Here is a 25276-nt window from a genome sequence, read left to right on the forward strand (position 1 = left end):
TTAAATTGGGCGGAAACTACCAGCTTCCTCCAGCGCCTCCACCGCCTGATGAACCACCACCGAAGCTGTCGCCACTGCCTCTGCTTCCGCCAAAACCACCACCGAAGCCTCCGCCAAATCCACCTCCGAGACCACCGCCAAAGCCCCCACCTCTGCGTTGGCTTTCTCTTAGTATTTGTCCTAGTTGATCCATTGAGCTGGGACTAATATAGGTACTGTTTCCTCGTGGGCGGAAAATTAGGAAAATCACAATGCCGGCAAACAAGAAAAAGAGTAAGCCGTCTATGTCATCAAATTCTTGCATTTCTTCGCCATAACTTGCATAAGGGGCATATTCCCCGTTAATGGCTGCCATAATGGCGGATAAGCCACGGGCGATACCGGCTGCATATTGCTCTTGTTTGAAGAATGGCGTGATGTCATTGCGGATAATGCTCGATGCAATCGCATCAGGTAACGCTCCTTCAAGCCCACGTCCGGTGGCAATAAAGAGTTTGCGATCATTTTTGGCAATTAATAACAATATACCATTGTTCTCGTTATTTTTGCTCCGTCCGATTCCCCATTTGTTAAACAGGGTATGAGCATAGGTTGAAACTGCCTCGCCTTCCGTGCTTGGAATAATCACCACGGCAATTTGCGAACTTGTCTTGGCACGGTTAGCAATTAAGGCATCTTCTAATGTCCGCCATTCTTGTTGGCTCAAGGTGTTTTTGGTGTAGTCCGTAATATAATAAAACGGATTAGGCGGCTCTGGGTAGGTCACCGCTGTGGCATTTAGGCTAAACAGAGCCAAGCACACCAATAACAAGCGGTTGAAAATAGATGGAAATTTGCAAAGGGATTTCATCATTTGACTACCACCTCGTTTGAAAGCTCGTTTTTATCATCAGCCTGATAAGGGAAATGGTGAGCGAGCGGAGCTTCCACCATTTTGATTGCATCACAAATGGCTTGGGTGTAATCGCCTTGTTGGCAGTCCAAACACATTGTGGCATAGATTTTTTGCCAAAAATCGTTATCGACTTTTTGATGAATGCCTTCATCGCCAATAATCGCAGCGTAGTGAGGCTTGAATGAAAGGTAGATCAACACACCGTTATGTTCAGCCGTTTCACGCATTTTTAATTCATCGAAAAGCTCACTTGCTCGTAACATAGCGGCGTTGTCGGTTTTGCCGATTTTGGCTTTTCGTTCCACCACCACACGCAATTCGGCAGAGGTTTTTTGCTCTAAATCGGCAATTGCTTGTTCAATGCGTTGCGTATCTATCGGTAATTTGTTGGAGAGAAAAGAAAATAATCCCATTTGTTCCCCTTAAAAAGAAAGCAATAAGCACCGAATTTGAAAGAGCTTATTGCTTTTAATATGAATAAATTAAAACTAAAATTAGTTGAAGTTTACGGTTGGTGCTTTATCAGAACCTGCTTCAGATTTAAATTGCGGTTTTGCTTTAAAGCCCATAATCATTGCCGCTAATTTAGTCGGGAATTCACGCACTTGTTTGTTGTACTCTTTCACTTTTTCGTTAAAGTTATTGCGTTCAACGTTAATGCGGTTTTCCGTGCCTTCTAATTGAGCTTGCAGATTTAAAAACGCTTCGTGAGCTTTTAATTCAGGGTATTTCTCAACGGAAACCAATAAACGTGAAAGGGCAGAGTTTACACCTTGTTGGGCTTCTTGGAATTTAGCCATTTGCTCTTCGGTGGCATTGCTTGGGTCAATAGTTACCGCAGTCGCTTTTGCACGAGCTTCAATTACAGATGTTAAGGTTTCTTTCTCAAAGTTAGCCTGACCTTTTACGGTATTCACTAAGTTTGGAATTAAATCCGCTCGGCGTTGGTAAGCAGATTCAACATTCCCCCATACGGAGTTGATGTCTTCTTCTGCACGCATTAAATCGTTGTATTTTGTTAAAGAATAACCGCCAACTGCAAGCACGGCGATCAGTAAAATCCAAAAAATCTTTTTCATTATGAAATCCTATAAATAAAAGAGTGAAAAATTGGGTGCATTGTATCGGGAAAAAGCGGATATAGCTAGCGTACTTACAAATTTTTTCATACTATGGGGCGTAGATAAGATTTGTAAATTTTTGTTCAAAGTCGACCGCTTGTTGTTTGATTGTAGATAAGAGGAAAGCCAAATGCTCAGAGGAATTTTAGCTTCGCTTGCAGCCAATGTGCTGTTTGGAGCAGTTTACTATTTTGCGATATTACTTCGCCCGTTAGAAGGAGAAGCGATGTTCGGCTTTCGGATAGTGGTAGTCATTCCGTTTATTTTGCTGGCGATTATATTGTTTAAACAGCAATCGGCTTTTGCGGATCTTTTGCAAAAAATTCGACAAAATCCACCGCTTGTATTGGTCATTTTGCTCCTTGCTCTCAACACCGGCGTGCAGCTTTGGCTGTTTTTATGGGCTCCTAATCACGGGCAGGCGTTGCAGGTGTCGTTTGGTTACTTGCTTTTACCGATTGTGGCGGTGGCTCTAGGAAAAATGGTGTTTAAAGAACATTTTACCCGCCTGAAATGGCTTTCTCTACTTTTCGCAGTCATCGGTGTTGGCAGTAGTTTGTTTTTTAACAGCACGATTTCGTGGGCGACTTGGTTAGCTGGGTTGGGTTATCCGCTTTATATTACCCTTCGCCGTTATTTTCAAATCAACACGTTAGCTACTTTTTTTGTGGAGTTGTTACTGGTATTACCCGTTGCACTTTATTATCTCAGCCAAGTGGAAATGACGCCAATAGTGGCAGAAAATCCGCAAATTTATTTCTACCTCGGATTGCTGGGGCTGGTAAGTGGCAGTGCTTTTATTCTTTATATCCTCTCGAGCAATTTATTACCGATTAATGTATTAGGTTTACTGGGCTATGTTGAACCGTTGGTGATGTTGCTGATTTCTTTTGCCATCGGCGAAAAACTCGATGCCAATTCCTATATTTTGATGGTCTGTTTGCTGGTTTCGATTGGATTATTGAGTTGGGATAGTTTTCGTAGCAAGGTGTGATAATTAAGGAAAAATAAATCGCTTGTAGAGCAAGCGGTTTAAAGATTATTTGACCGGTTTCAATAGACCTGCTTTTTTTGCTCGCTGATAGGCTTGCTTAAAAGCGATTAAGCCTTCTTGCTTTAAACGAACGGAAACTGGACGTTGTTGATTCATTTTAGATTTCCTTTTGGCGTAATTAAAATGAAACAATCTTGATTAACGCCCAAGGGATAAACCACTTGGAAAGATTGCATAAAATCACATCGTGGCACACACATATGCTGATACATTCGGTTAAGTGAATCTCTCTCGGCAATGAAGAGATAGCTTTCTGGTGTAAAACGTACATAATGCTCAAATAATAAACGCTCAAGGGTTTCTTGTAAAGCAATTATTTCTTTACGTTTGAACTGATGATTCGCTGCGGGGGCATAAATGTCAATATTAGAACCGCTATTTTCTAGATGCTCTTTCGCCATAAATTTGATTGTGCAACAGGAATAGGTGTTTATATAGTTTGTGATGTCTTTGCCTAATGCGGACAAAGTCGATATAACATCGGCATCTGAGCAGAAATTAATGATAAATGCGACATTAGCAATAGTAAATTCACTGTATTGATAAGAAATTCCACTATCAGGATCGGTAAATTCAATAAACTGCATAGTATCTCCTCGTAGCAAAATCATAACGAGTTGATATTATTCGTAAAGTGCTGAAAATGATTTTTTCGATCTCGATCGCAAAAATAATATTTTAGACTTGATATTTCGATGAAATAGAATTCAGTAAGTACCAATATGATATAAAAACGGAGCGTTTCGCTCCGTTTTTGTTTGTATTTGTGTTTGTGCTTTATTCTGCTTTTTGTTTGATAGCGGCATAGACTACGCCGGTGACTAATGAGCCGATGGCAATAGCAGCTAAGTACATTAACGGTTGTGAAACGAATGGAATCACGAATAAACCGCCGTGTGGGGCTTGTAGGGTAATGCCTAGTGCCATTGAAATTGCACCGGCGGTTGCACCGCCTAAGATTGAGCTGGCAATTACACGCACAGGGTCTGCCGCCACGAACGGTAATGCCCCTTCTGAAATAAAGCATAAACCTAACACGAATGAAGCTTTACCTGCATCACGTTGGTTGGTGTTGAATTTGCTACGAGCAATCAGGGTCGCAATCGCCATACCAATTGGTGGAACCATACCTGCCGCCATCACCGCTGCCATTGGCATATATTGTTGTGAAGCAATTAAACCCACACCAAAGGTATAAGCCGCTTTATTCACCGGACCACCCATATCGGTACACATCATCGCACCGAGAATAATACCTAAAATAATTGCATTGGTTTGCCCCATTGTGTTTAACCATTCCACTAAGGCATCCATTAATGCTTTCACCGGTGGGTTGATGACATAAATCATCAGTAAGCCGACAATCGCTGAGCCTAAGAGTGGTAAAATCAAAATAGGTTTAAGTGAGGTTAAACTTGCCGGTAGCTGAATTGCACCATTTAAGAATTTTACGGTATAACCGGCTAAGAAACCGGCTACGATACCACCTAAAATCCCTGCTCCTGCGGTGGTAGCAAGCATACCGCCGATAAGGCCGACAGCTAACCCCGGACGGTCTGCAATTGAGAACGCTACATAGCCTGCGAATACCGCAATCATTAAGTGGAATGCCGCACCGCCACCAATATCCATTAAGGCTTTCGGCAAGCCGCCTGCGATGGTTTCATCTTTAAAGGCTTCAATTCCGAACATAAAGGAAATAGCGATGAGCAAGCCACCTGCTACCACCAGCGGTAACATATGTGATACACCGGTCATCAAGTGTTTATATAACCCTTTTTTCTCAGAAGTTGGAACTTCAGCATTATCCGCTTTTGCCACACCACCTTCGTAAATTTTCGCTTGAGCAAAGGCTTTTTCAAATTCTTGAGTGGTTTTCTTCAATGCTAAACCGGTTGAGGTGCGATACATCGGCTTGCCTTTGAATTTTTCCAAATCGACATCAATATCGGCAGCTACAAAGACTAAATCTGCCGCTGCGACTTCTTCGGCGGAAATTGGATTTCCTGCTCCTACTTGACCACGGGTTTCAACCTTGATGTTCCAACCCTGTGCTTTGGCATAATTTTCGATTGCTTCCGCAGACATAAAAGTATGAGCCACGCCAGTTGGGCAAGCGGTAACAGCAACGATATTTTTCACACCAGATGAAACCGCTGAAACCGCAGTGGTTGCGGTAGCATTTGCAAAAGTTTGTGCATTTTCGACCGCTTGTTTGAGACTGGCTTCAGGTTGAGCAAAGGCTTGTTCTAAGTCCAAAATTGCCCCTTGCTTGCCGGCAGCTTCTTGTGGAATTGCGTTATCGAATAACACCACAAAATCAGCTTGGTTTGCCGCCACAACATTGTGTCCTTGTTGCTTGGCAGCGGCAGATAACATTTCATTCACTAAGAAACGGCGTGCGTTGCCTAGTGTTTGAGGAAATACAAAAGAAATATTCATATTGGTTTGTTCCTTTGATTGAGGTTTAATGATTTTCTGAAATCACGGTAATGTCGGTTTGTTTAATAATATCGTCTAACGTCGCACGGTCTGCAATCCCAACGTTACTTTGAACAACAGCTAGAGCAGAAGTAGCTGAGGCAAAACGCAAGGTCTGCTCTTTGCTCCAACCTTGGGATAAGCCGTAGATCAAGCCGGCAACCATTGAATCACCAGCACCTACAGTGCTAACTACATTTTCGCAACGTGGTGGGCGGGCTTGTAACACGCCTTCGTGATTTAGCCAAAGAGAGCCTTGTTCGCCCATTGATATAATTACATTTTCAATACCACGGGAACGTAATTGTTTAGCTGCACTAATAATCTCTTCGATTGAGTTGAGTGAATGCCCGACCAGCACTTCCAGCTCTCGGCGGTTTGGTTTTACTAACCAAGGGTGAGCGGTTAAGCCGGCGGTGAGAGCCGCATTGCTGGTATCTAACACCACTTTTAAGCCTTGGCGGTGTAAAGATTCCAACCAAGAAGCAAATTTTTCCGGCGTTACGCCACGAGGGAGAGATCCACACACTGCAACTAAGTCAAATTTGCTTTCCCACTGATGAGATAATGTGACGAATTTTTCCCAATCGCTTTCCGAAATTTCAAAGCCGAGAAAGTTCAGATCAGTTACATCAGCCTCGGTTTCAGTGATTTTGACATTAATGCGGGTTTTACCGTTAATACGGTAAAATTCATCAGCCAAATCATTGTGTTTAAAGGCATTTACGAAATCGCCTTGATTTTCTTCGCCTAAAAAGCCGGTAACCGAAAGTTTTGTGCCTAAGTCAGCTAAAACTTTAGCAACGTTAATACCTTTGCCGGCAGGGTATAAACCAAGGGTTTCTACGGTGTTCACTTCGCCGATTTCAATACGTTGAAGTTTGCCGACTAAATCAAAGGCAGGGTTGAGGGTAACGGTTGCAATACGCATAATGATTCCTCGCTTATTCGCCTAAACCTGCTTCAATCGCAGCACCGATTGCCGCAAGTGCTACTTCGGCATCATCACCGCTTGCCACAAAGCGTAGCGTCGTGCCTTTGGTTACGCCAAGGGCAACAATTTTCATTAAGCTTTTGGCACTTACAAGCGGTGAATTTTTATCAACATTTTGCACTTCAATTTTGGCGTTGAATTTTTTCACTTCATTCACCAACACCGCACTTGGGCGAGCGTGTAAACCGTGTTCGTTTTTAATTACAAAAGTTGCTTCTTTCGTATTGGCATCGACAGCAGTCGCAGTTTCTTCCGCAGGAATTGCTGAAACAGCAATGCTTTCAATCGTATCTGCCACCGCCGGTACGAATGAAACACTTTCGCCTAAGCCGTTAATAATTGCTTGTTGTAATGCCTCAATCGCTTGTTGGGCGTCTTCTCCCTCTGCCACAAAGCGTAAACGATGCCCTTGGCTTGCCCCTAGTGCTACTACTTTCATTGCACTTTTCGCACTTGCCGGTGCAGTGTTGCGGTCTAAATTTTCAACGCTGATTTTTGAGGAGAACGGTTTCACCGTTTGTACTAACACCGCAGCCGGGCGGGCGTGTAAGCCGTTGTCGTTACGAATGGTGAATGTGCTAACCACTTGGTTGCCACTCGCTTCGACATTGGTTACAGGGGTTGAAGCTACGCTTTCGCCTTTTAATAAACCAAGCATTTGCTCCGCAGAGAAATGAGCAAACTGGCTTCTTACTTCTGGTTTTAATAATTGAGTTAATAGTGGCTGTAGAGCATTGTCGGTTTCTGCCACAGTTAGTAGGGTTTGACCTTGCGTATTACGAGCAATAGCGATACCGTTAGCTTGGTTGCCTTGGGCGGAATCCACCACAAATAGATTATTGCCTAAATGTAACGCTTTGTTGGCAACCACATCGCTGATGAATGCTTGGGAAACATAGCCTTGCTCTTGTAGTTTTGCGGCGTTAATGGCTGATAAAGTGATAAGGCTTGAAGATTCGATATTCAGAGAAATCAGCTCTTGAGATAAGGCAGGAAGGTTTTTCTTACCGCTTAATACGGCAATAAATTCATCTAAATTTTGCGTTTTCGCTAATGTGGCAGCAGCCTCTTCATCACTTAATACAGTGGTGAGTTGACGGAGTAAGGTTAAGTGTTCGTCCGATTTAGCCGCAATCCCGATAACTACATAAGCAGTGTTGCCTTTGCCCCATTCCACGCCTTGCGGAAGTTGGATAATTTGCACGCCGGTTTCTTTGACTAAATCACGGGTATCAAGCGTGCCGTGGGGAATAGCAATTCCGTTACCTAAAAAAGTAGAGGTTTGGGTTTCACGATTAAGCATACCGACTTCATAGCCGGCTGCTACATTGCCCTTGGCGACTAATTCGGCGGCAACAAAACGGATAACTTCTTCTTTGTTGCTTGCTGAACCATTTAAACGGATGTTTTTTGCCGATAAATTAAGCATTTTAACTCCTTGGATTTAAAGTTGATTTTTAAACTGTAATGTTATGGTTAGTTTACTCTATATTTTGCTAAACCGTTATAGCCAACTAAAAATATCCATAAAAATGTTTCAAAATGTGATCTATGTCACAAAATTTAAGGTTTGATGATTTAAACTAAAGATTAAAACGATTTTATTTTGTGATTTAGCTCAAAAAATGGCGTAAATCCACTTCTTTTATTTCTATTTAGTGATAGAGTGAGAACTATTGAAATTTAAGTATTAAACGCTTTAAGCAAGGAGTGCCGATGCAAGACTATACTTATTCTGAAAAAGATGCTTTTTTTGTTGAGCGACTTTCTTCGGGTTCTTGTAATGATCCTTTCTCCTACCTAGGTATTCACCCTAGCAATAACGGCGTTATTATTAGGGTATTTCTTCCTTCTGCTATAGCTTGCCAAGTGATCGATTTAAACGGAAAGCCTGTGTCATCAATGCTAAAAATTGATGATAGAGGCTTTTTTATTGCAGAGCTGATTGGTAAAAAAACAGATTTTTCTTACCGCTTGTTGGTGGAATACCCCGATTTAACAGTAGATATTGAAGACCCTTACCGTTTTAAAACCCACATTCAAGAGCTGGATAACTGGCTGTTTGCCGAGGGAAAACAACTTCGCCCGTACGAAAAATTGGGGGCACATTTAGTCACGCAAAATGAGGTTGGTGGTGTGCATTTTAGCGTATGGGCACCAAATGCACAGAGGGTTTCTGTGGTTGGGGATTTCAACCACTGGAACGGTTTGGTGCATTCAATGCGATTCCACCCCGATTCCGGCATTTGGGATATTTTCCTGCCGAATGTGAAAAAAGGGGCTTGCTATAAATTTGAAGTGTTGGATCGAAACGGCGTGTTGCGTTTGAAATCTGACCCTTACGCCTTTGCCTCCCAATTCCGCCCCGAAACCGCATCTATTGTTTCCGGCTTGCCAAGCATTGTGCCAGCCGAGAAAACCTGCCGTAATGCGAATGCTCCCGATAAACCGATTTCCATTTATGAAGTGCATTTAGGCTCTTGGCGACGCAATATTGAAAACAATTATTGGCTTAGCTATGAAGAACTCGCTGATGAACTCATTCCTTATGTGAAAGATATGGGCTTTACCCATATTGAATTGCTGCCTATTTCCGAATTTCCGTTTGATGGCTCTTGGGGTTATCAAACCACCGGCATTTATTCGCCAACCAGCCGTTTTGGTACGCCTGAGGGCTTGAGTTACTTTATCCAAAAAGCTCACGATAAAGGCATTGGTGTGATTCTTGACTGGGTAGTGGGGCATTTTCCGGTAGATGAACACGGCTTGGTTTATTTTGATGGAACGCATTTATACGAACATTCCGATCCGAAAGAGGGCTACCACAAAGATTGGAATACCTTAATTTTTAACTACGGCAGAAATGAGGTGAGCAATTATTTGTCTGGTAATGCACTTTATTGGATTGAGCGTTTTGGGATTGATGCGTTGCGGGTGGATGCGGTGGCGTCAATGATTTATCGTGATTACTCACGTTCAGACGGCGAGTGGATTCCAAATAAATATGGCGGACGTGAGAACTTAGAGGCAATCGACTTCTTACGCCACACCAATAATATTTTGAGAGACGAAAGCCAAGGCGGTGCGAGCATTGCAGAGGAGTCCACCTCTTTTGCCGGCGTGTCTCACTCCACTGAAAGAGGCGGTTTGGGCTTTAATTATAAATGGAATATGGGCTGGATGAACGACACTTTACGCTATATGCAAAAAGATCCAATTTACCGCCGTTATCACCACAATTTAATGACTTTTGGTATGACTTACCAATACAGCGAACAGTTTGTGTTACCGCTTTCACACGATGAAGTTGTTCACGGCAAAGGTTCATTGCTGAATAAAATGCCGGGGGATTGCTGGCAAAAATTTGCGAACTTACGAGCCTATTATGGCTATATGTGGGGCTATCCGGGCAAAAAATTGCTCTTTATGGGCAACGAGTTTGCTCAAGGTAAAGAGTGGAATTTTGCCGAGAGCTTAGATTGGTATTTACTCGGGGAAGAAGGGGGCGAATGGCATAAGGGCGTATTGGGTTGGGTAAAAGCCCTTAACTATTTATACACCCAAACCCCTGCACTGTTTGAGCAAGATTACAATCCTGAAGGTTTTGAGTGGTTAGTGATGGACGATCACGATAATTCGGTGTTTGCTTTTGAGCGTAAAGCCAAAAATGGCGATTCGGTGATTGTGGTGAGTAATTTCACCCCGATTGTGCGTGAAAATTACCGTTTTGGGGTGAATGAATTGGCAGAATATCAGGAAATTCTCAATTCTGATTTAGCTTGTTATTGCGGTAGTAATGTCAGCAATGCAAACCGATTTGCCAGCGAGTTAATTGCATCGCACGGTAAAGCCTACTCCTTGAGCATTACTTTGCCACCGCTATCGACTATCTTCCTCAAAAGAGCCGCAGACAAAAAAACAACACAAAACATAACTTAAAGAAACATAAAAAATAATATGCACTATTTTAGAGGTAAGCCTTTTCCTTTAGGCAATAAACTTGATAGACAAGCGGGTGAATTTGGCACAAATTTTGCCATTGTTTCGCAAAATGCAACCGCTATTGAGTTATGTCTTTTTGATGAAAATCACCACGAAACCCGTATTCCGATGTTTTCTTCCGGAGATACTTGGCACATTTTTGTAGCAGGTGTACAAGCAGGGACAAAATATGGCTACAGGGTGAAAGGCATACAAGATGAACAAGCCGGTTTGTTATTTAATCCGCAAAAATTATTGACTGATCCTTACGCTAAAGCGATTGAAGGGAAGCCGGATTTAAGTAGTGCAGAGGCAGCCGCTTGGTATAAATGGAACGATGAACGGGATAATGCCTCTCTTGCACCTAAGTCTATCGTGATTGATGAGCATTTTGATTGGGAAAATGATAGCCAGTTATTCACTCCTTGGGCAGAGACTATTATTTATGAAATGCAGGTGAAAGGTTTTAGTCAGCGGAACTTTCAGATTCCAAGCGACATTCGAGGCACTTTTGCCGGTTTGGTTCACCCTGTTTCGATAGACTATTTAAAAACCTTAGGAATCACCGCAGTAGAACTTCTACCCGTTTACCATATTGATGAAACCCATTTGCAGAAACAAGGGCTTGTGAATTATTGGGGCTATAATGTATTAGGTAATTTTGCTATTGATCCGAATTTAGCAGCAGATAAGCAAAATCCTCTTAAAGAGTTTAAACAGCTCGTAAAAACATTACATCAAGCACATATCGAAGTGATTATGGATATTGTGTTTAACCACACAGCTGAGAGTGATAAAAACGGGCCGATGCTAAGTTTTAGAGGCATTGACAATACAGCTTATTGGCTAGATAAACAGGGCGAATACGAAAATTGGACTGGCTGTGGTAATACCTTAAATTTGAGCAATCCTTATATACTCTGCTGGGCAATCGATTGCTTAATCTATTGGGTGGAGGAGTGCCATATTGATGGATTCCGCTTTGATCTTGCCTCAATTCTAGGTAGAACACCGAGTTTTTCTGAAAAAGCAGATTTTTTCACAGCACTTAAAAGCCATTCTAAATTAACACATATTAAGTTGATTGCTGAGCCTTGGGATATTGGTGCAGAAGGTTATCAATTAGGGCAATTCCCTGAGCCTTTTTATCAGTGGAATGATTGTTATCGTGATGATATACGCCGTTTTTGGTTACAAAACCAAGGTGATTGGGGGCTTTTGGCACGGCGATTGGCAGGAAGTGATGATGTGTTTGCTAAATATTCCGTTTCAAAAAGTATCAATTTTATTACGGCACACGATGGGTTTACGTTACAAGATCTCACCAGCTATCAGCAAAAACATAATTGGGCAAATGGTGAACAAAACCGAGACGGGCATAATAGTAACTACAGCAATAACCACGGTGTTGAAGGGCAGACAGCAGATGAATTGGTAAAAAAACAGAGAGAAATCACCGCTTGTAGTTTGCTTGCTACGCTCTTTTTATCGGCTGGTGTTCCAATGCTTTTAGCCGGTGATGAAATCGGACATAGTCAACAAGGTAACAACAATAGTTATTGCCAAGATAATGAGATCACTTGGCTAGATTGGGAAAATATGAATCACACACGGCTGGATTATGTTCGTAGTTTAATCCGGTTGCGTAAAAAAATCGCTTTGCTTTCCAAGCAGAATAATTGGTGGCAAGAGGATTCGGTACAATGGTTGAATCCTTCTGCTCAGCTAATGAATATTGACGATTGGCATAATCAACATAATGGGCTTGTCGTTTTATTACAGGAAGAATGGCTGCTTTTATTCAATGCTAATCGACAACCTCAACCGTTTTTACTGCCACAAGGCAACTGGAAAGTTGTGTTGGAGCAAGCTCAAGGTACTTTGATGACAGACACGCAAGCGGTTACGCTCAATAATATGGGGGTATGCGTACTTCAAAAAAGTGATGTAATGTTCGCTAATAAATTGGAGACACAATATGCTTAACCAAGAATCAACGGCTCTTGTTGCAAGACAAGATTTAACCAACGATACCTTAGTATTAATTCTTGCAGGAGGACGAGGTTCTCGCCTATACGAATTAACCGATAAACGTGCAAAACCGGCAGTCTATTTCGGTGGTAGCCGCCGTATTATTGATTTTGCGTTATCAAATTGTATTAACTCGAATTTATTAAAAATCGGGGTGATTACCCAATATGCAGCACACTCTTTGTTGCGCCATTTACAACGTGGTTGGTCATTTTTACCTTATGAACGTAACCAATATATTGATATGTTACCGGCACGCCAACAGCTAGATGAAAACACTTGGTATCGTGGCACAGCGGATGCGGTGTATCAAAATATGGCGATGATGAAATCGCACTATAGATCAAAATATGTGGTGATTTTAGCAGGGGATCATATCTATAAAATGGACTACACTCAAATGCTGAAAGATCACGTCGATCAAGGTGCAAAATGTACTGTAGGTTGTATCGAAGTGCCTCGCTCGCAAGCAACAGAGTTTGGGGTAATGGCGGTGAATGAAAAGCTGAAAGTGAAAGAGTTCGTCGAAAAACCAGCTGATCCACCTGCAATGCCGGGAAAACCGGATTCCTCGCTAGCATCAATGGGGATTTATGTATTTAATGCAGATTATCTATATGAAATGCTGGAAAAAGAAGCCTCTACACCGGGAACCTCACATGATTTCGGTAAAGATATTATTCCAAAAGCAGTAGAGCAAGGTGTGCTATATGCCCACCCATTTGAACGTTCTTGTAAAGGGCGTAATGCCAGTGGGGCAATTTACTGGCGAGATGTCGGTACGATTGACAGCTACTGGGCTGCCCATATGGATTTAGTTTCTGAAGATCCGGAATTAGATTTATATGATGAATCTTGGCCGATTCACGGTCGTCCGCAACAAACTGCACCGGCACGTTTTTTCTATAATCGTGCGCGTGCCAGAACCCTAGATAACTCACTGATTGCGGGTGGTTGTGTGATTACCGATGCGGAAATCAGTAATTCGGTCTTATTTAACCGTGTTCACGTTGAAGCGGAGTCGGTGATTGAACACACAGTGATTTTACCGCAGGTGACTATCGGTAAAAATTGCGTAATTAAGCGCGCTGTGATTGACAGACATTGTGTAATTCCTGATGGCTTAGAAATTGGTGTAAATGCCGAAGAAGATGCGAAACGTTTTCGTGTCAGCAAAAATGGCATTGTATTAGTGACACAGTCAATGTTAGATAAATTAGCGGGAAAAGAAGCCAATTCGGATATTAAATATACAATTTAGTAAGAGATGATATAATGCTTCGAGTTTGTCATTTGAGGTCGCAAGCTCGAAGTATTGTTATGATTAAAGCGCTTCAAGCGGTCTTATTTTTCAACTATTTTACACATAGAAAACGGTTAAAAATGAAAGTTTTACATATTTGCTCTGAAATGTACCCTTTAATTAAAACAGGCGGTTTAGCTGATGTAATGGGGGCATTGCCATTTGCGCAACAGCAAGCTGGTAATGATGTCAGAGTGTTAATTCCTTATTACCCGAAAGTCGCGCAAACTTTAGGGGAAACGGTAGAAGTTGCTACTATCGGCACTTTTGCCGGAACAGTCTCTGTTCGATTTGCTTATTTTAATGGCTTAGGCGTTTACGTTATCGATGCGCCTCATTTATTTATGCGTGATGGTAACCCTTATCACGACAGCAATTATCAAGACTATCCGGATAACTATAAACGCTTTGCTTTATTAGGTTACATTGGGGCGCAATTAGCCCAAGGTTTGGATCATTGGTGGGGAACCGCTCAAGTTTTACACGCACACGATTGGCAAGCAGGGCTTGCTTGTGCCTATCTTAAAAGTTGGGGAAGCAATGTAAAAACGCTCTTCACTATTCATAATATTGCCTATATCGGGCGCTTTAATGCCTTTCATTTAGCAGAGCTTGGCTTACCTTGGGAATTTTTCCACGCCGAAGGCTTAGAATTTTACGGTGAAATTTCTTACCTCAAAGCAGGTTTGTATTTTGCTGATCGCATTACTACCGTTAGCCCGACCTATGCTCGTGAAATTACTGAGGAAATTGCCGGTGCAGGCTTGCATGGTTTACTGGCAACCCGTCAATATCAAGGTAGATTGCGTGGCATTTTAAACGGGGTCGATGCTGAGGTGTGGAATCCGGAAACGGATACACATATTGTGGTGAATTATCGTGCGAACTATATGCACGGTAAAGCCAAAAATAAAGCGGAACTCCAACGAATTTTTGGTTTGCCAGAAGACAAAGAAGCATTATTGATGGTAATGGTGACTCGTTTAACTGAGCAGAAGGGGGCAGATTTCTTACTCACCAATATAGATACCTTAATGCAACATAAGGTACAGATTATTGTATTGGGAAGTGGATCGCCAGATTTAGAAAATGCGCTACGTTATTTCCAACACAAATACCCGAACCAAATTGGGGTGAAAATCGGTTATGACGAGGCTTTATCGCACCAAATTATTGCAGGTGGTGATCTGATTCTAGTACCAAGCCGTTTTGAGCCGTGCGGATTAACTCAACTTTATGGGCTGAAATATGGCACTTTACCGCTGGTTCGCCGTACCGGTGGCTTAGCTGATACGGTGGTAGATAGCCATAAAGAGAGCATTGAAAACCGCAGTGCCACCGGATTTGTATTTGATTACCCAGATGCACCTGCGTTTTTAGAGGCAGCTATGCGGGCAATCAGCTTATGGCAGAAACAAAAATTGTGGTCGAGCGTTCGCCAGAATGCCCTTGCTCAAGATTTTGGTTGGGCAAAAGTGGCAGAACAGTACCAAAATTTATACCACGAAATTATTTAATTTGTATTCACAACATCATTTCAAGCGGTCGAATTTGCGGATTTTTTTGTAAAAACGACCGCTTGCAATATTAAAAATTAGGAGAATTTACTCAATGAGCAGGCAGTCATTAAGCCCAGAAATGATCAAAAATGTTAAAAATGCGATTTTGCACAAAATGGTGTTCGCTTTAGGGGTCGAACCCCGTGATGCCAGTAAGCGTAACTGGCTCAATGCAACCTTACGTGTAGTGCGTGATTTATCTACCGAAGATTGGTTACAAACCCGCCGTAGCCAGGTTGCAAATGGTAGCCGCCGTGTTTATTACCTTTCAATGGAATTTTTAATGGGGCGTACGTTCAGTAACGCAATGATTTCTGAAGGTGTGTATGAGCTTATTGGCGCTGCGTTAAAAGAGTTAGGGCAAGATCTGGAAGAGATTATCAATGAAGAGGGCGATCCGGGCTTAGGTAACGGTGGCTTAGGGCGTTTAGCCGCCTGCTATATGGACAGCCTTGCCACAATGAAAATTCCGGCAATCGGCTACGGTATTCAATATGAATACGGTATGTTCCGCCAAGAAATCCGCAACGGGGAGCAAATTGAGCAACCTGATGAATGGTTAGAGAATGAATTTGTGTGGCCATATCTACGTTCAAGTAAGCGTTTCCCGGTACGCTTTGGCGGTAAAACTTGGCGTGAGGGCAAAAAAGTAGTATGGCAGCCGGAAGAAGAAATTACCGCTCAAGCTCACGACCAACTGATCCCGGGCTTTGAGACCACCTCAACTAACAGCTTATGTTTATGGTCTGCACACGCATCGGGTAGAGGGTTTGGCTTATCTGATTTTAACCGTGGCGATTATTTTGCAGCAATGGTTAAACAAAACAGCTCGGAAAATGTCTCTCGTGTGCTTTATCCGGACGATTCTACCTATAACGGTCGTGAATTACGCTTACGCCAAGAGTATTTCCTTTGCTCGGCATCTGTACAAGATATTATCCGCCGCCACGAAGCGGAGTTCGGCTCTTGTGTGAATTTAGCCGACAAAGTGGCAATTCACTTAAATGACACACACCCAACCCTTGCGGTGCCTGAGTTAATGCGTATTTTAATTGACGAAAAAGGCTATGGCTGGGAACAAGCGTGGGCGATGACTCGTAAAATTTTCTTCTACACCAATCACACTTTGATGAGTGAAGCGTTAGAAACTTGGCCGGTAGAAATGTTAGCCCGTGTGCTACCACGCCATTTAGAGATTATTTTCGACATTAACGAATATTTCTTAGAGGAAGTGCGTAGTCAATTCCCGGAAGATCACGATTTGATTTCTCGTGTTTCCTTAATTGATGAACAAGGCGATCGCCGTGTGCGTATGGCGTGGCTTGCGGTAGTCGCCTCAGCGAAAGTAAATGGTGTGGCGAAAATTCACTCGGATTTAATGGTTGAATCTATTTTTGCCGATTTTGCCCGTATTTACCCAAATCGTTTTACTAATGTGACTAATGGGGTGACACCTCGCCGCTGGATCAAAATTGCCAACCCAGGGCTTGCTAATATTTTAGATAAATGTATCGGCAATAAGTGGCTGACTGATTTAAGTGAATTGGAAAAATTCAACGTGTTTGTTGATGATGCTGATGTGCAAGCACAGGTGGCAGCGGTGAAAGTAGAAAACAAACGTCGCTTAGCCAAATATGTCGAAGAAACTCAGGGAATTAAACTTAATCCTGAAGCGATTTTTGATGTACAAGTTAAGCGTATTCACAAGTATAAACGCCAGCAAATGAACGTGTTGCATATCATCACGCTTTATAACCGCATCTTGAAAAACCCGACTGCTGATTGGACACCTCGTGTGTTTATCTTCGCAGGGAAAGCGGCAAGTGCTTATTATGCGGCGAAAAAAGTGATTCGTTTGATTAATGATGTGGCAAATGTGGTGAATAATGACCCTCGCATTAATGATTTAATTAAGGTGGTGTTTATTCCGAACTACGGTGTTTCATTAGCACAAATGATTATTCCGGCAGCTGATGTTTCAGAGCAAATTTCCTTAGCGGGTACAGAGGCCTCCGGAACCTCTAATATGAAATTTGCCCTCAATGGTGCTTTAACCATTGGTACATTAGACGGTGCGAATGTCGAAATTTTAGATCACGTTGGTAAAGAGAACATCTTTATTTTCGGTAATGAAGTAGAGCAGGTGGAAGAGCTTCGCCGCAACGGTTACTCACCGTATCACTACTACGAAAAAGACAGCGAATTGAATGAGGCAATTTCACAAATTCTAAACGGTAAATTCTCACCGGAAGATCCGTATCGCTATCAAGATTTGATCTTAAATTCAGGTGACTACTACCAAGCCTGTGCCGATTATCGTAGCTATGTGGAGGCTCAAGAAAAAGTGGCTCAAGCCTATCGTAACAAGAAAGCTTGGACACGTTCAGCCATCATCAATATTGCCAATATGGGCTATTTCTCCTCAGACCGCTCGGTGATGGATTATGCGAAAAATATTTGGCATATCGAACCGATGAGCGAAGAACAATTAAAAGGCGATTCTACAATGGGCAGTATTATTGAAAGTTCAAATAAACTGTTGAATTTAAAATAATGATTTAGAGAAAACGGTAAGAGTAATCTTACCGTTTTTGTTTTAGTCAGGGATTTTGCAAATTTCTACTAAAAATTAACCGCTTGTCAATTTGCCTTCTCCACCGCCGTGAGCATTCCCCTCAGTAAATTCAGCTCATTAGTTTCCAGTTCGGCACGTTGGTATAAACGGCGGAGTTTTAGCATCACTGAATCATTGCGGATAAAGCCTAATTCGGTATATAAGCGTTCGGTGTGAGCAAAGAAATGCTCTAACGCTTGAGCGGTTGGGTAATCCTTATCTGCTGCAAGCGGTTGTTTTTCGCCAGAATTTTGCAAATAAGCCATTCGGATTTCATAACTTGCGAGCTGTACTGCCATTGCCAAATTCAGAGAACCATAATCAGGATTGGTTGGGAAATTCAAATGGTACTGGCATTTCAATAATTCTTCGTTGGTTAGCCCCACTCGCTCACGTCCAAATACAATCGCCACTTTGCCAAGATTGGCTCGATTTACCACTAATTCACCACAGTCTCTTGGTTCAATCAGGGTATTTTGCAAATGGCGAAGTCTGGCACTGGTGCCGATCACCAGTTGGCAATCGGCAATGGCTTCATCGAAAGTGGCGTAGCATTGAGCGTTATCCAACACATCTTTTGCCCCAGCAGCAAGGGCTTCGGCTTGTTCATCAAGCGGTTGTTTTGGGGCGACTAATCGCAAATGGGTTAAGCCCATCGTTTTCATTGCTCGGGCTGCGGAACCGATATTTGCCGGGAGTGAAGTTTCAACAAGAATGATCTGAATTTGGTTGAGAATCTGCATTGGTTTTGTTTCTTTTTTGTTAAATTTAGCCTGTTAATAGTGTAGCAAAAATTTAGCCTGCTTAAAATTTGAAAAAATGGGAAATAATCGGTTTAATTGGGCATAATTTTTTACCTATTTGTTTTATTTAGTGGTACATTTAGAGCGTTTTTAATCACAACAACCATACAGGAGTCTTTATGCTTATTGGTGTACCAAGAGAGCTGTTAGACGGTGAAACTCGAGTGGCGGCAACGCCAAAAACCGTTGAGCAGATCAAAAAACTTGGCTTTGACGTACTTGTGGAACAAGACGCAGGTTTTAAAGCCAGTTTTGAAGATAATGCATTTTTAAATGCAGGTGCAAATATCGGCACACAACAAGAAGTTTGGAATGCAGACATTATTTTTAAAGTGAATGCGCCGACAGAAGCTGAAATTGAGTTAATCAAAGAAGGGGTAACCTTAGTCAGCTTTATTTGGCCGGCACAAAATCCACAATTGATGGAAAAATTGCAGTCTAAGAAAATTAATGTGTTGGCAATGGACGCTGTGCCTCGTATTTCCCGTGCCCAAGCTCTCGATGCTTTAAGTTCGATGGCAAATATTTCGGGTTACCGTGCGGTGATCGAAGCGGCAAACGCTTTTGGTAGCTTCTTTACTGGGCAAATTACCGCAGCAGGTAAAGTACCACCGGCAAAAGTGTTGGTAATTGGAGCCGGTGTTGCTGGCTTGGCTGCAATCGGGGCGGCAAATAGCCTGGGGGCGATTGTGCGTGCCTTTGACTCTCGCCCTGAAGTAAAAGAGCAAGTTAAATCAATGGGGGCTGATTTCCTCGAAATTGATTTTGAAGAAGAAGGTGGTTCAGGTGACGGCTATGCGAAAGTGATGTCGGAAGAGTTTAACCGTCGTGCAATGGCGTTATATGCCGAGCAAGCCAAAGAGGTGGATATTATTATTACCACCGCTGCCATTCCGGGCAAACCTGCTCCTCGTTTAATCACTAAAGAGATGGTTGATTCAATGAAACCGGGTTCAGTGATTGTTGATTTAGCCGCTGCAACCGGTGGTAACTGTGAATACACCAAAGCCGGCGAGATTGTGGTGACCGATAATCAAGTGAAAGTGATTGGCTATACCGATTTTCCTGCACGTTTACCAACGCAATCTTCGCAACTTTATGGTACTAACTTGGTGAATTTACTCAAACTGTTAGCACCAAATAAAGATGGTCAAATTGAGATTAATTTTGATGATGTAGTGTTGCGTGGCGTAACGGTGGTGCGTGACGGCGAATTAACTTGGCCGGCTCCGCCGATTCAAGTATCTGCCCAACCGCAAAAACAAGCAGCCGCACCACAAGCGGTCAAAAAAGAGGAAAAACCTGCAGACCCTCGAGTGAAATATGGCGTGATGGCAGCAGCAGGCGTGCTGTTCCTATGGCTTGCATCTGTGGCTCCGGCAGCGTTTTTATCGCATTTTACCGTATTCGTTCTCGCTTGTGTGGTAGGGTATTATGTGGTTTGGAACGTCAGCCACGCACTACATACCCCATTAATGGCGGTAACAAATGCGATTTCAGGGATTATCATCGTAGGTGCGGTATTACAAATTGCCCAACCGACCGGTAATTTCTTTATTGATATTTTGGCATTTATTGCGATTTTGGTTGCCAGCATCAATATTTTTGGTGGCTTTAAAGTAACGCAACGTATGCTTGCAATGTTTAGAAAAGGTTAAGGAGAAACGAAACTATGTCTTTTGGATTTGTGACTGCTGCGTACATTATTGCAGCTATTCTCTTTATTATGAGCTTAGCCGGTCTTTCTAAACACGAAACCGCCAAAGCAGGTTGTTGGTATGGGATTGTGGGTATGGCGATTGCTTTAGTGGCAACCATTTTCGGCCCGCAATCACATGGCACGATTTGGATCTTAATCGCAATGGCAATCGGTGGATTCATCGGAGTGAAAAAAGCCCTAAAAGTAGAAATGACCGAAATGCCTGAATTAGTGGCAATTCTACACAGCTTTGTCGGTTTAGCAGCGGTATTGGTTGGTTTTAACAGCTACGGACTTCATACCAATGCATTAATGCCTGCAAATTTAGATGAAACTGCACAAGCGGCATTTTTAGCGGAACAAGCCACTCTTGCCAATATCCACAATGTGGAAGTGTTCTTAGGTATTTTCATTGGTGCGGTAACCTTCTCCGGTTCATTGGTTGCCTTTGGTAAACTAAGCGGTAAATTATTTGGTCGTAAAGTCTCTTCTGCAGCACTGAATATTCCACATAAACACAAATGGAATTTGGCAGCCATTATCGTTTCTGTTTTTTTGATGATCGTGTTTTTAAATAATCCGCACAATATCTTCCCTGTGCTGATTATGACAATTATTGCGTTAGTCTTCGGCTGGCACTTAGTTTCTTCTATTGGTGGGGCGGATATGCCGGTGGTAGTTTCAATGCTGAATTCTTATTCAGGTTGGGCAGCCGCAGCGGCAGGCTTTATGCTAAGCAACGATTTATTAATCGTAACCGGTGCATTAGTGGGATCATCAGGTGCTATCCTTTCTTATATTATGTGTAAAGCAATGAACCGCTCATTCATTAGCGTGATTGCCGGTGGTTTTGGCAATGAAGTTCAGTCTGGCAAAGGTGATGAAGAATACGGTGAATACCGTGAAACGACAGCCGAAGAAGTGGCAGAAATGCTGAAAAATGCAAGCTCTGTGATCATCACGCCGGGTTATGGTATGGCAGTGGCTCAAGCACAATATCCGGTAGCGGAAATCACCGCAAAATTGCGTGAAAAAGGCGTGAATGTGCGTTTTGGTATTCACCCTGTGGCAGGGCGTTTACCGGGGCATATGAACGTATTATTGGCGGAAGCGAAAGTACCTTATGATGTAGTGCTGGAGATGGACGAAATCAATGACGATTTTGAAGAAACCGATGTGGTATTGGTAATCGGTGCAAACGATACCGTAAACCCTGCTGCATTAGACGACCCATCAAGCCCTATTGCTGGAATGCCGGTGCTTGAAGTATGGAAAGCACAAAATGTTATCGTGTTCAAACGTTCAATGGCAGTAGGCTACGCCGGTGTGCAAAACCCACTGTTCTTTAAAGAAAATACCCAAATGCTATTTGGTGATGCAAAAGAACGTGTTGATGATATTTTACGGGCGTTAAATTAAATTTAAATAAAAAAGCGAACATAAGTTCGCTTTTTTGTGCTTAGGCTAACATAAATTGTTAATTTTTTACTCTAATACCATCAATCCGGGAAGAGTCGCAAAACTCTGCGATTTTACGGTATCATGGAAATCATCTAAGTAGGCTAGGGTAGCATCGGCTTCTCGAATAGCGCCATAAAGGGTGCTATATAGTCCTTGCTGAGTTATTTTTCTTGCCACCACATACCCCCTATCTAAATATGGTTTAACCGCCCAATAAGGTAGTGCAGCAATGCCTCGCCGACTTGCTACTAGCTGAATAATAGCAATAGTTAACTCACTATTACGCCGAGTAACTTTGATGCCAGCAGGGCCTAATATTTTTCGCAGTAAATCTAGCATATCATCAGGTACTGGATAGGTAATTAATGTCTCATCTTTAAAATCTTCAGCTTCCCATACATCTTTTGTGGCAAGAGGGTGATCTTTAGAGCAAATAGCTACCATTTCATATGAAAAGAGAGGTTTGTATATAATACCAGCACTATCTTCCTCTTCAGCGACAATTGCCAGATCTGCACGATGGCTTAATAGCAAACCAACCGTATCAGTATGGAAACCCGATACGATATCTAATTCAACTAGAGGCCAATGTTGACGGAAAGTATCCATTGCCGGCATTAGCCAATCAAAACAGGTATGGCATTCTACTGCAACACGTACCTCTCCGACTTCTCCTTGTTTCACTCGGGCTAAATCTAATTCAGCCTCAATGACTTTGGGCAAAATATCGTAGGCCAACTTAATTAAACGTTCGCCAGCTGGTGTAAAGCGAATAGGGGAGCTTTTTCGCTCAAATAGCGTAAGATCATACTGTTCTTCCAGTAATTTTATTTGGTGTGAAAGTGCGGATTGTGTTAAATGGACACGCTTTGCTGCAAGAGATACGCTACCGCTCTCTTTTAATGCGATTAATGTCCGCAAATGGCGGATTTCAAGAAAAATCGGTTTCATAATTTATTCATCTAAAAGTGAAAAAAGATGAAAATAATTATAACAAACAAGCGGTCAAATTCTGCAAAAAATTTGCAAAATCCAACCGCTTGTATAGAGCAGTGGCGAATTATTGGGTTAATTGAACTAAAATGCGGCGAACAGGCTCTGCTGCACCCCATAATAATTGGTCACCTACGGTAAATGCAGCTAAGTATTCTCCACCCATCGCTAATTTACGCAAGCGACCAACCGGCACGCTCAATGTACCGGTCACTTTCGCCGGGGTTAATTCACGCAATGTGGTTTCTTTGTCGTTTGGAATTACTTTCACCCATTCATTGTGGGCAGCAATAATTTGCTCGATTTCCGCTAACGGAATATCTTTTTTCAGCTTAATTGTGAATGCTTGGCTGTGGCAGCGTAATGCTCCAATACGCACGCATAAACCATCAACTGGAATTGGGTTATCGCTTAAACCTAAAATTTTATTAGTTTCTGCATAACCTTTCCACTCTTCTTTAGTTTGCCCGGTTTCCGGTAATAATTTATCAATCCAAGGAATTAAGCTACCGCCCAATGCCGCACCGAAGTTCTCGGTTGGGAAGTCTTCCGCACGCATTTTAGCCGTAACTTTACGTTCAATCTCTAAAATAGAAGAGGCAGGATTTGCTAATTCAGCTTTTACGCTATCTTCTAATTCACCCATTTGAGAAAGCAATTCACGCATATTTTTCGCACCGGCACCGGAAGCGGCTTGGTAAGTTGCTACAGAAACCCACTCGACCAAATCTTTCTCAAATAAACCACCGATAGCCATTAGCATTAGGCTTACGGTACAGTTTCCGCCTACAAATGTTTTAATGCCGTTTTTTAAGCCTTCTGAAATCACATGTTGGTTCACCGGGTCTAATACGATAATAGCATCGTCTTTCATACGTAATGCAGAAGCCGCATCAATCCAATAGCCGTTCCAACCGGTTTCTTTTAATTTTGGATAGACTTCATTTGTATAATCACCACCTTGGCAAGTTACGATAATGTCTAATTTTTTTAATTCTTCAATGTCAAAGGCGTTTTTTAATTCGCCGGCATCTTTTCCGCCAAAAACAGGGGCTTTTTGACCCGCTTGTGAAGTAGTGAAAAAAACAGGGTTGATATTGGCGAAGTTATTTTCTTCAACCATACGATCCATTAAGACCGAACCGACCATACCACGCCAACCGATAAAACCTACATTTTGCATTGTGTTTGCTCCTAAAAATGATGTTATAAAGATTGTGAATAAATACAGGATTTTAGTGCAAAAATCAATGTTTTTTATTGATTTGCAAAGTTTTGACAAAATTTAACCGCTATTGTTAAAATAAAACATCGATTATGGTGTATTTTTGGAAATAAATAGAATCTTATAAATAGGGAAATGCTCACAATTTATGCATTCCAATTGTGGTCTAATCAATAAATTTTGCCGATATATCGATAGGAAGTAGATGTAATTACCTAAAGTTTGATCTAGGTTAGTTAAATGGGAGGTTTTTAACTATTATTTCTAATACTTTTATTTTAAGCTTTACAGTAATGAATGAGTTTATTTTACATTTTACAAAGGAACATTCTATGTCTAAGTTAAACAAATTATTATCGAGAAAAACATCGCGTAAAATTATTCCTGAGCAAGTTAATTTTGACATTAACTTGCCTATCTATATCCCGCTGTTTTTATCAGATAAGACAGCGAAAATTCAAGCAGTATGGGAGTTAGAACAAGAAAATGGTGAGCGTGATGCTGGCGCTGTAAAGCGAAATCGTATTCAGTTTAGATACTTGCCAGAAGGGGTACATAAATTAACATTAATTGTTGGTACGCCTTTATTATCAAAAGGAAGTAAGGTTTATCAATGCCTAATTAAAGTTAATAAATAATATTAACTTTATGTTGTGATCGTATTTATGTGTATATTGTAAAACAGAAACCATTTTAAAAATAGCAAACACCCTGGTGAGGGTAGTTTAAAAGAAATCAAAGATAAATTACGTCAACATAGTAATTTAGAAAGAAGTATAATATATTATTTATACAATATTTTTAAAATTTTGATTTTACCACTACATTTATTTATGTTTATTTTTATGAAATAATAAAAGCCTTGAAATATTTATTTTCAAGGCTTTTTTACTATATCTATAATACTATAGAATTTTAATTTGGTGCCTGGGAGAGATCTGAATTTAATAGCTTTAAGTATTGATAAATAAGGTTTCTTTATAATTTGATTTTTCAGGATATAACTAAAATCCAAAGTGCCTTATTAATTAGGTTATTTTATAAACAGATATTTCGAGCTAT

General features: G+C 41.7%; 19 protein-coding genes. 9 read left to right on the top strand and 10 right to left on the bottom strand.

The genetic code is table 11. The features are described 5' to 3' along the window. Nucleotides 1–16: 16 nt before the first annotated feature. The 3 genes from EDC41_RS05510 to EDC41_RS05520 form a co-directional block, all read right to left on the bottom strand. The gene (locus tag EDC41_RS05510; protein WP_006251324.1) at nt 17–853 is read right to left on the bottom strand and encodes a TPM domain-containing protein; all 837 of its coding nucleotides are present in this window, start codon (nt 851–853) and stop codon (nt 17–19) included. Continuing rightward, nucleotides 850–1308 (bottom strand): TPM domain-containing protein, encoded by a 459-nt coding sequence (locus EDC41_RS05515; RefSeq protein WP_006248442.1) that lies wholly within the window; start codon nt 1306–1308, stop codon nt 850–852. Before EDC41_RS05515 ends, EDC41_RS05510 begins: the two co-directional genes overlap by 4 nt. Before the next feature lie 81 nt (nt 1309–1389). Continuing rightward, nucleotides 1390–1974 carry a LemA family protein gene (locus EDC41_RS05520; RefSeq protein ID WP_006251323.1) on the bottom strand — a complete coding sequence of 195 codons (585 nt, stop codon included), beginning with the start codon at nt 1972–1974 and terminating at the stop codon, nt 1390–1392. 172 nt (nt 1975–2146) lie between these two features. Between EDC41_RS05520 and rarD the strand changes: the two genes are divergently transcribed. Then, nucleotides 2147–3010, top strand: a complete 864-nt coding sequence (gene rarD, locus EDC41_RS05525) for an EamA family transporter RarD (RefSeq protein ID WP_006251322.1) — start codon at nt 2147–2149, stop codon at nt 3008–3010. Nucleotides 3011–3162: 152 nt separating this feature from the next. Here rarD and EDC41_RS05530 read toward each other — a convergent pair whose 3' ends face one another. The 4 genes from EDC41_RS05530 to fruB form a co-directional block, all read right to left on the bottom strand. Then, a complete protein-coding gene (locus EDC41_RS05530; RefSeq protein ID WP_020831312.1) occupies nt 3163–3657 on the bottom strand; it encodes a hypothetical protein in 495 nt (164 codons plus the stop codon). 190 nt (nt 3658–3847) lie between these two features. Further along, nucleotides 3848–5512 carry a fructose-specific PTS transporter subunit EIIC gene (locus EDC41_RS05535; RefSeq protein WP_006251319.1) on the bottom strand — a complete coding sequence of 555 codons (1665 nt, stop codon included), beginning with the start codon at nt 5510–5512 and terminating at the stop codon, nt 3848–3850. A 25-nt stretch (nt 5513–5537) separates the two neighbouring features. Next, nucleotides 5538–6482 carry a 1-phosphofructokinase gene (gene fruK, locus EDC41_RS05540; protein ID WP_006251318.1) on the bottom strand — a complete coding sequence of 315 codons (945 nt, stop codon included), beginning with the start codon at nt 6480–6482 and terminating at the stop codon, nt 5538–5540. A gap of 13 nt (nt 6483–6495) precedes the next feature. Further along, nucleotides 6496–7974 (bottom strand): fused PTS fructose transporter subunit IIA/HPr protein, encoded by a 1479-nt coding sequence (gene fruB / locus EDC41_RS05545; RefSeq protein WP_115262441.1) that lies wholly within the window; start codon nt 7972–7974, stop codon nt 6496–6498. Between the two features lie 287 nt (nt 7975–8261). Here fruB and glgB point away from each other — a divergent pair, with 287 nt between their 5' ends. The 5 genes from glgB to EDC41_RS05570 all read left to right on the top strand — a co-directional run bounded on the left by glgB (nt 8262) and on the right by EDC41_RS05570 (nt 17973). Further along, a complete protein-coding gene (gene glgB / locus EDC41_RS05550; RefSeq protein WP_020831315.1) occupies nt 8262–10484 on the top strand; it encodes a 1,4-alpha-glucan branching protein GlgB in 2223 nt (740 codons plus the stop codon). 18 nt (nt 10485–10502) lie between these two features. Further along, nucleotides 10503–12512, top strand: coding sequence for a glycogen debranching protein GlgX (glgX, locus tag EDC41_RS05555; RefSeq protein WP_020831317.1), 2010 nt, complete (start codon nt 10503–10505; stop codon nt 12510–12512). Further along, nucleotides 12505–13818: a glucose-1-phosphate adenylyltransferase gene (glgC, locus tag EDC41_RS05560; RefSeq protein WP_006251314.1), complete on the top strand. Its 1314-nt coding sequence runs from the start codon at nt 12505–12507 to the stop codon at nt 13816–13818. The genes glgX and glgC overlap by 8 nt, the downstream gene beginning before the upstream one ends. A 122-nt stretch (nt 13819–13940) precedes the next feature. Then, nucleotides 13941–15377 (top strand): glycogen synthase GlgA, encoded by a 1437-nt coding sequence (glgA, locus tag EDC41_RS05565; RefSeq protein ID WP_032844852.1) that lies wholly within the window; start codon nt 13941–13943, stop codon nt 15375–15377. 94 nt (nt 15378–15471) lie between these two features. Further along, entirely contained in the window at nt 15472–17973 is a 2502-nt protein-coding gene (locus EDC41_RS05570; protein WP_020831318.1) for a glycogen/starch/alpha-glucan phosphorylase, read from the top strand. Nucleotides 17974–18059: 86 nt separating this feature from the next. Here the strand turns inward: EDC41_RS05570 and trmJ are convergent, their stop codons facing one another. Beyond that, nucleotides 18060–18776, bottom strand: coding sequence for a tRNA (cytosine(32)/uridine(32)-2'-O)-methyltransferase TrmJ (trmJ, locus tag EDC41_RS05575; RefSeq protein WP_006251311.1), 717 nt, complete (start codon nt 18774–18776; stop codon nt 18060–18062). Nucleotides 18777–18955: 179 nt separating this feature from the next. Between trmJ and pntA the strand changes: the two genes are divergently transcribed. Both pntA and pntB read left to right on the top strand, forming a co-directional pair. Continuing rightward, the gene (pntA, locus tag EDC41_RS05580) at nt 18956–20494 is read left to right on the top strand and encodes a Re/Si-specific NAD(P)(+) transhydrogenase subunit alpha (protein ID WP_006251310.1); all 1539 of its coding nucleotides are present in this window, start codon (nt 18956–18958) and stop codon (nt 20492–20494) included. 14 nt (nt 20495–20508) lie between these two features. After that, nucleotides 20509–21954, top strand: a complete 1446-nt coding sequence (gene pntB / locus EDC41_RS05585) for a Re/Si-specific NAD(P)(+) transhydrogenase subunit beta (protein WP_006251309.1) — start codon at nt 20509–20511, stop codon at nt 21952–21954. 66 nt (nt 21955–22020) lie between these two features. On the opposite strand, the gene EDC41_RS05590 is transcribed toward pntB, so the two are convergent. Further along, nucleotides 22021–22947: a LysR family transcriptional regulator gene (locus tag EDC41_RS05590; RefSeq protein WP_006248934.1), complete on the bottom strand. Its 927-nt coding sequence runs from the start codon at nt 22945–22947 to the stop codon at nt 22021–22023. A 109-nt stretch (nt 22948–23056) separates the two neighbouring features. Beyond that, nucleotides 23057–24172, bottom strand: a complete 1116-nt coding sequence (gene asd / locus EDC41_RS05595) for an aspartate-semialdehyde dehydrogenase (protein ID WP_006251308.1) — start codon at nt 24170–24172, stop codon at nt 23057–23059. 374 nt (nt 24173–24546) lie between these two features. Between asd and EDC41_RS05600 the strand changes: the two genes are divergently transcribed. Then, nucleotides 24547–24852 (top strand): hypothetical protein, encoded by a 306-nt coding sequence (locus EDC41_RS05600; protein WP_006248936.1) that lies wholly within the window; start codon nt 24547–24549, stop codon nt 24850–24852. The last annotated feature ends 424 nt before the right edge of the window (nt 24853–25276 follow it).

Origin of the sequence: Mannheimia haemolytica, from assembly GCF_004342115.1 — a bacterium.
GTDB lineage: Bacteria > Pseudomonadota > Gammaproteobacteria > Enterobacterales > Pasteurellaceae > Mannheimia > Mannheimia haemolytica.

Coding starts and splice junctions, on each gene's coding strand:
- EDC41_RS05510 (WP_006251324.1), bottom strand. CDS start 853: ATGATGAAATCCCTTTGCAAATTTCCATCTATTTTCAACCGCTTGTTA.
- EDC41_RS05515 (WP_006248442.1), bottom strand. CDS start 1,308: ATGGGATTATTTTCTTTTCTCTCCAACAAATTACCGATAGATACGCAA.
- EDC41_RS05520 (WP_006251323.1), bottom strand. CDS start 1,974: ATGAAAAAGATTTTTTGGATTTTACTGATCGCCGTGCTTGCAGTTGGC.
- rarD (WP_006251322.1), top strand. CDS start 2,147: ATGCTCAGAGGAATTTTAGCTTCGCTTGCAGCCAATGTGCTGTTTGGA.
- EDC41_RS05530 (WP_020831312.1), bottom strand. CDS start 3,657: ATGCAGTTTATTGAATTTACCGATCCTGATAGTGGAATTTCTTATCAA.
- EDC41_RS05535 (WP_006251319.1), bottom strand. CDS start 5,512: ATGAATATTTCTTTTGTATTTCCTCAAACACTAGGCAACGCACGCCGT.
- fruK (WP_006251318.1), bottom strand. CDS start 6,482: ATGCGTATTGCAACCGTTACCCTCAACCCTGCCTTTGATTTAGTCGGC.
- fruB (WP_115262441.1), bottom strand. CDS start 7,974: ATGCTTAATTTATCGGCAAAAAACATCCGTTTAAATGGTTCAGCAAGC.
- glgB (WP_020831315.1), top strand. CDS start 8,262: ATGCAAGACTATACTTATTCTGAAAAAGATGCTTTTTTTGTTGAGCGA.
- glgX (WP_020831317.1), top strand. CDS start 10,503: ATGCACTATTTTAGAGGTAAGCCTTTTCCTTTAGGCAATAAACTTGAT.
- glgC (WP_006251314.1), top strand. CDS start 12,505: ATGCTTAACCAAGAATCAACGGCTCTTGTTGCAAGACAAGATTTAACC.
- glgA (WP_032844852.1), top strand. CDS start 13,941: ATGAAAGTTTTACATATTTGCTCTGAAATGTACCCTTTAATTAAAACA.
- EDC41_RS05570 (WP_020831318.1), top strand. CDS start 15,472: ATGAGCAGGCAGTCATTAAGCCCAGAAATGATCAAAAATGTTAAAAAT.
- trmJ (WP_006251311.1), bottom strand. CDS start 18,776: ATGCAGATTCTCAACCAAATTCAGATCATTCTTGTTGAAACTTCACTC.
- pntA (WP_006251310.1), top strand. CDS start 18,956: ATGCTTATTGGTGTACCAAGAGAGCTGTTAGACGGTGAAACTCGAGTG.
- pntB (WP_006251309.1), top strand. CDS start 20,509: ATGTCTTTTGGATTTGTGACTGCTGCGTACATTATTGCAGCTATTCTC.
- EDC41_RS05590 (WP_006248934.1), bottom strand. CDS start 22,947: ATGAAACCGATTTTTCTTGAAATCCGCCATTTGCGGACATTAATCGCA.
- asd (WP_006251308.1), bottom strand. CDS start 24,172: ATGCAAAATGTAGGTTTTATCGGTTGGCGTGGTATGGTCGGTTCGGTC.
- EDC41_RS05600 (WP_006248936.1), top strand. CDS start 24,547: ATGTCTAAGTTAAACAAATTATTATCGAGAAAAACATCGCGTAAAATT.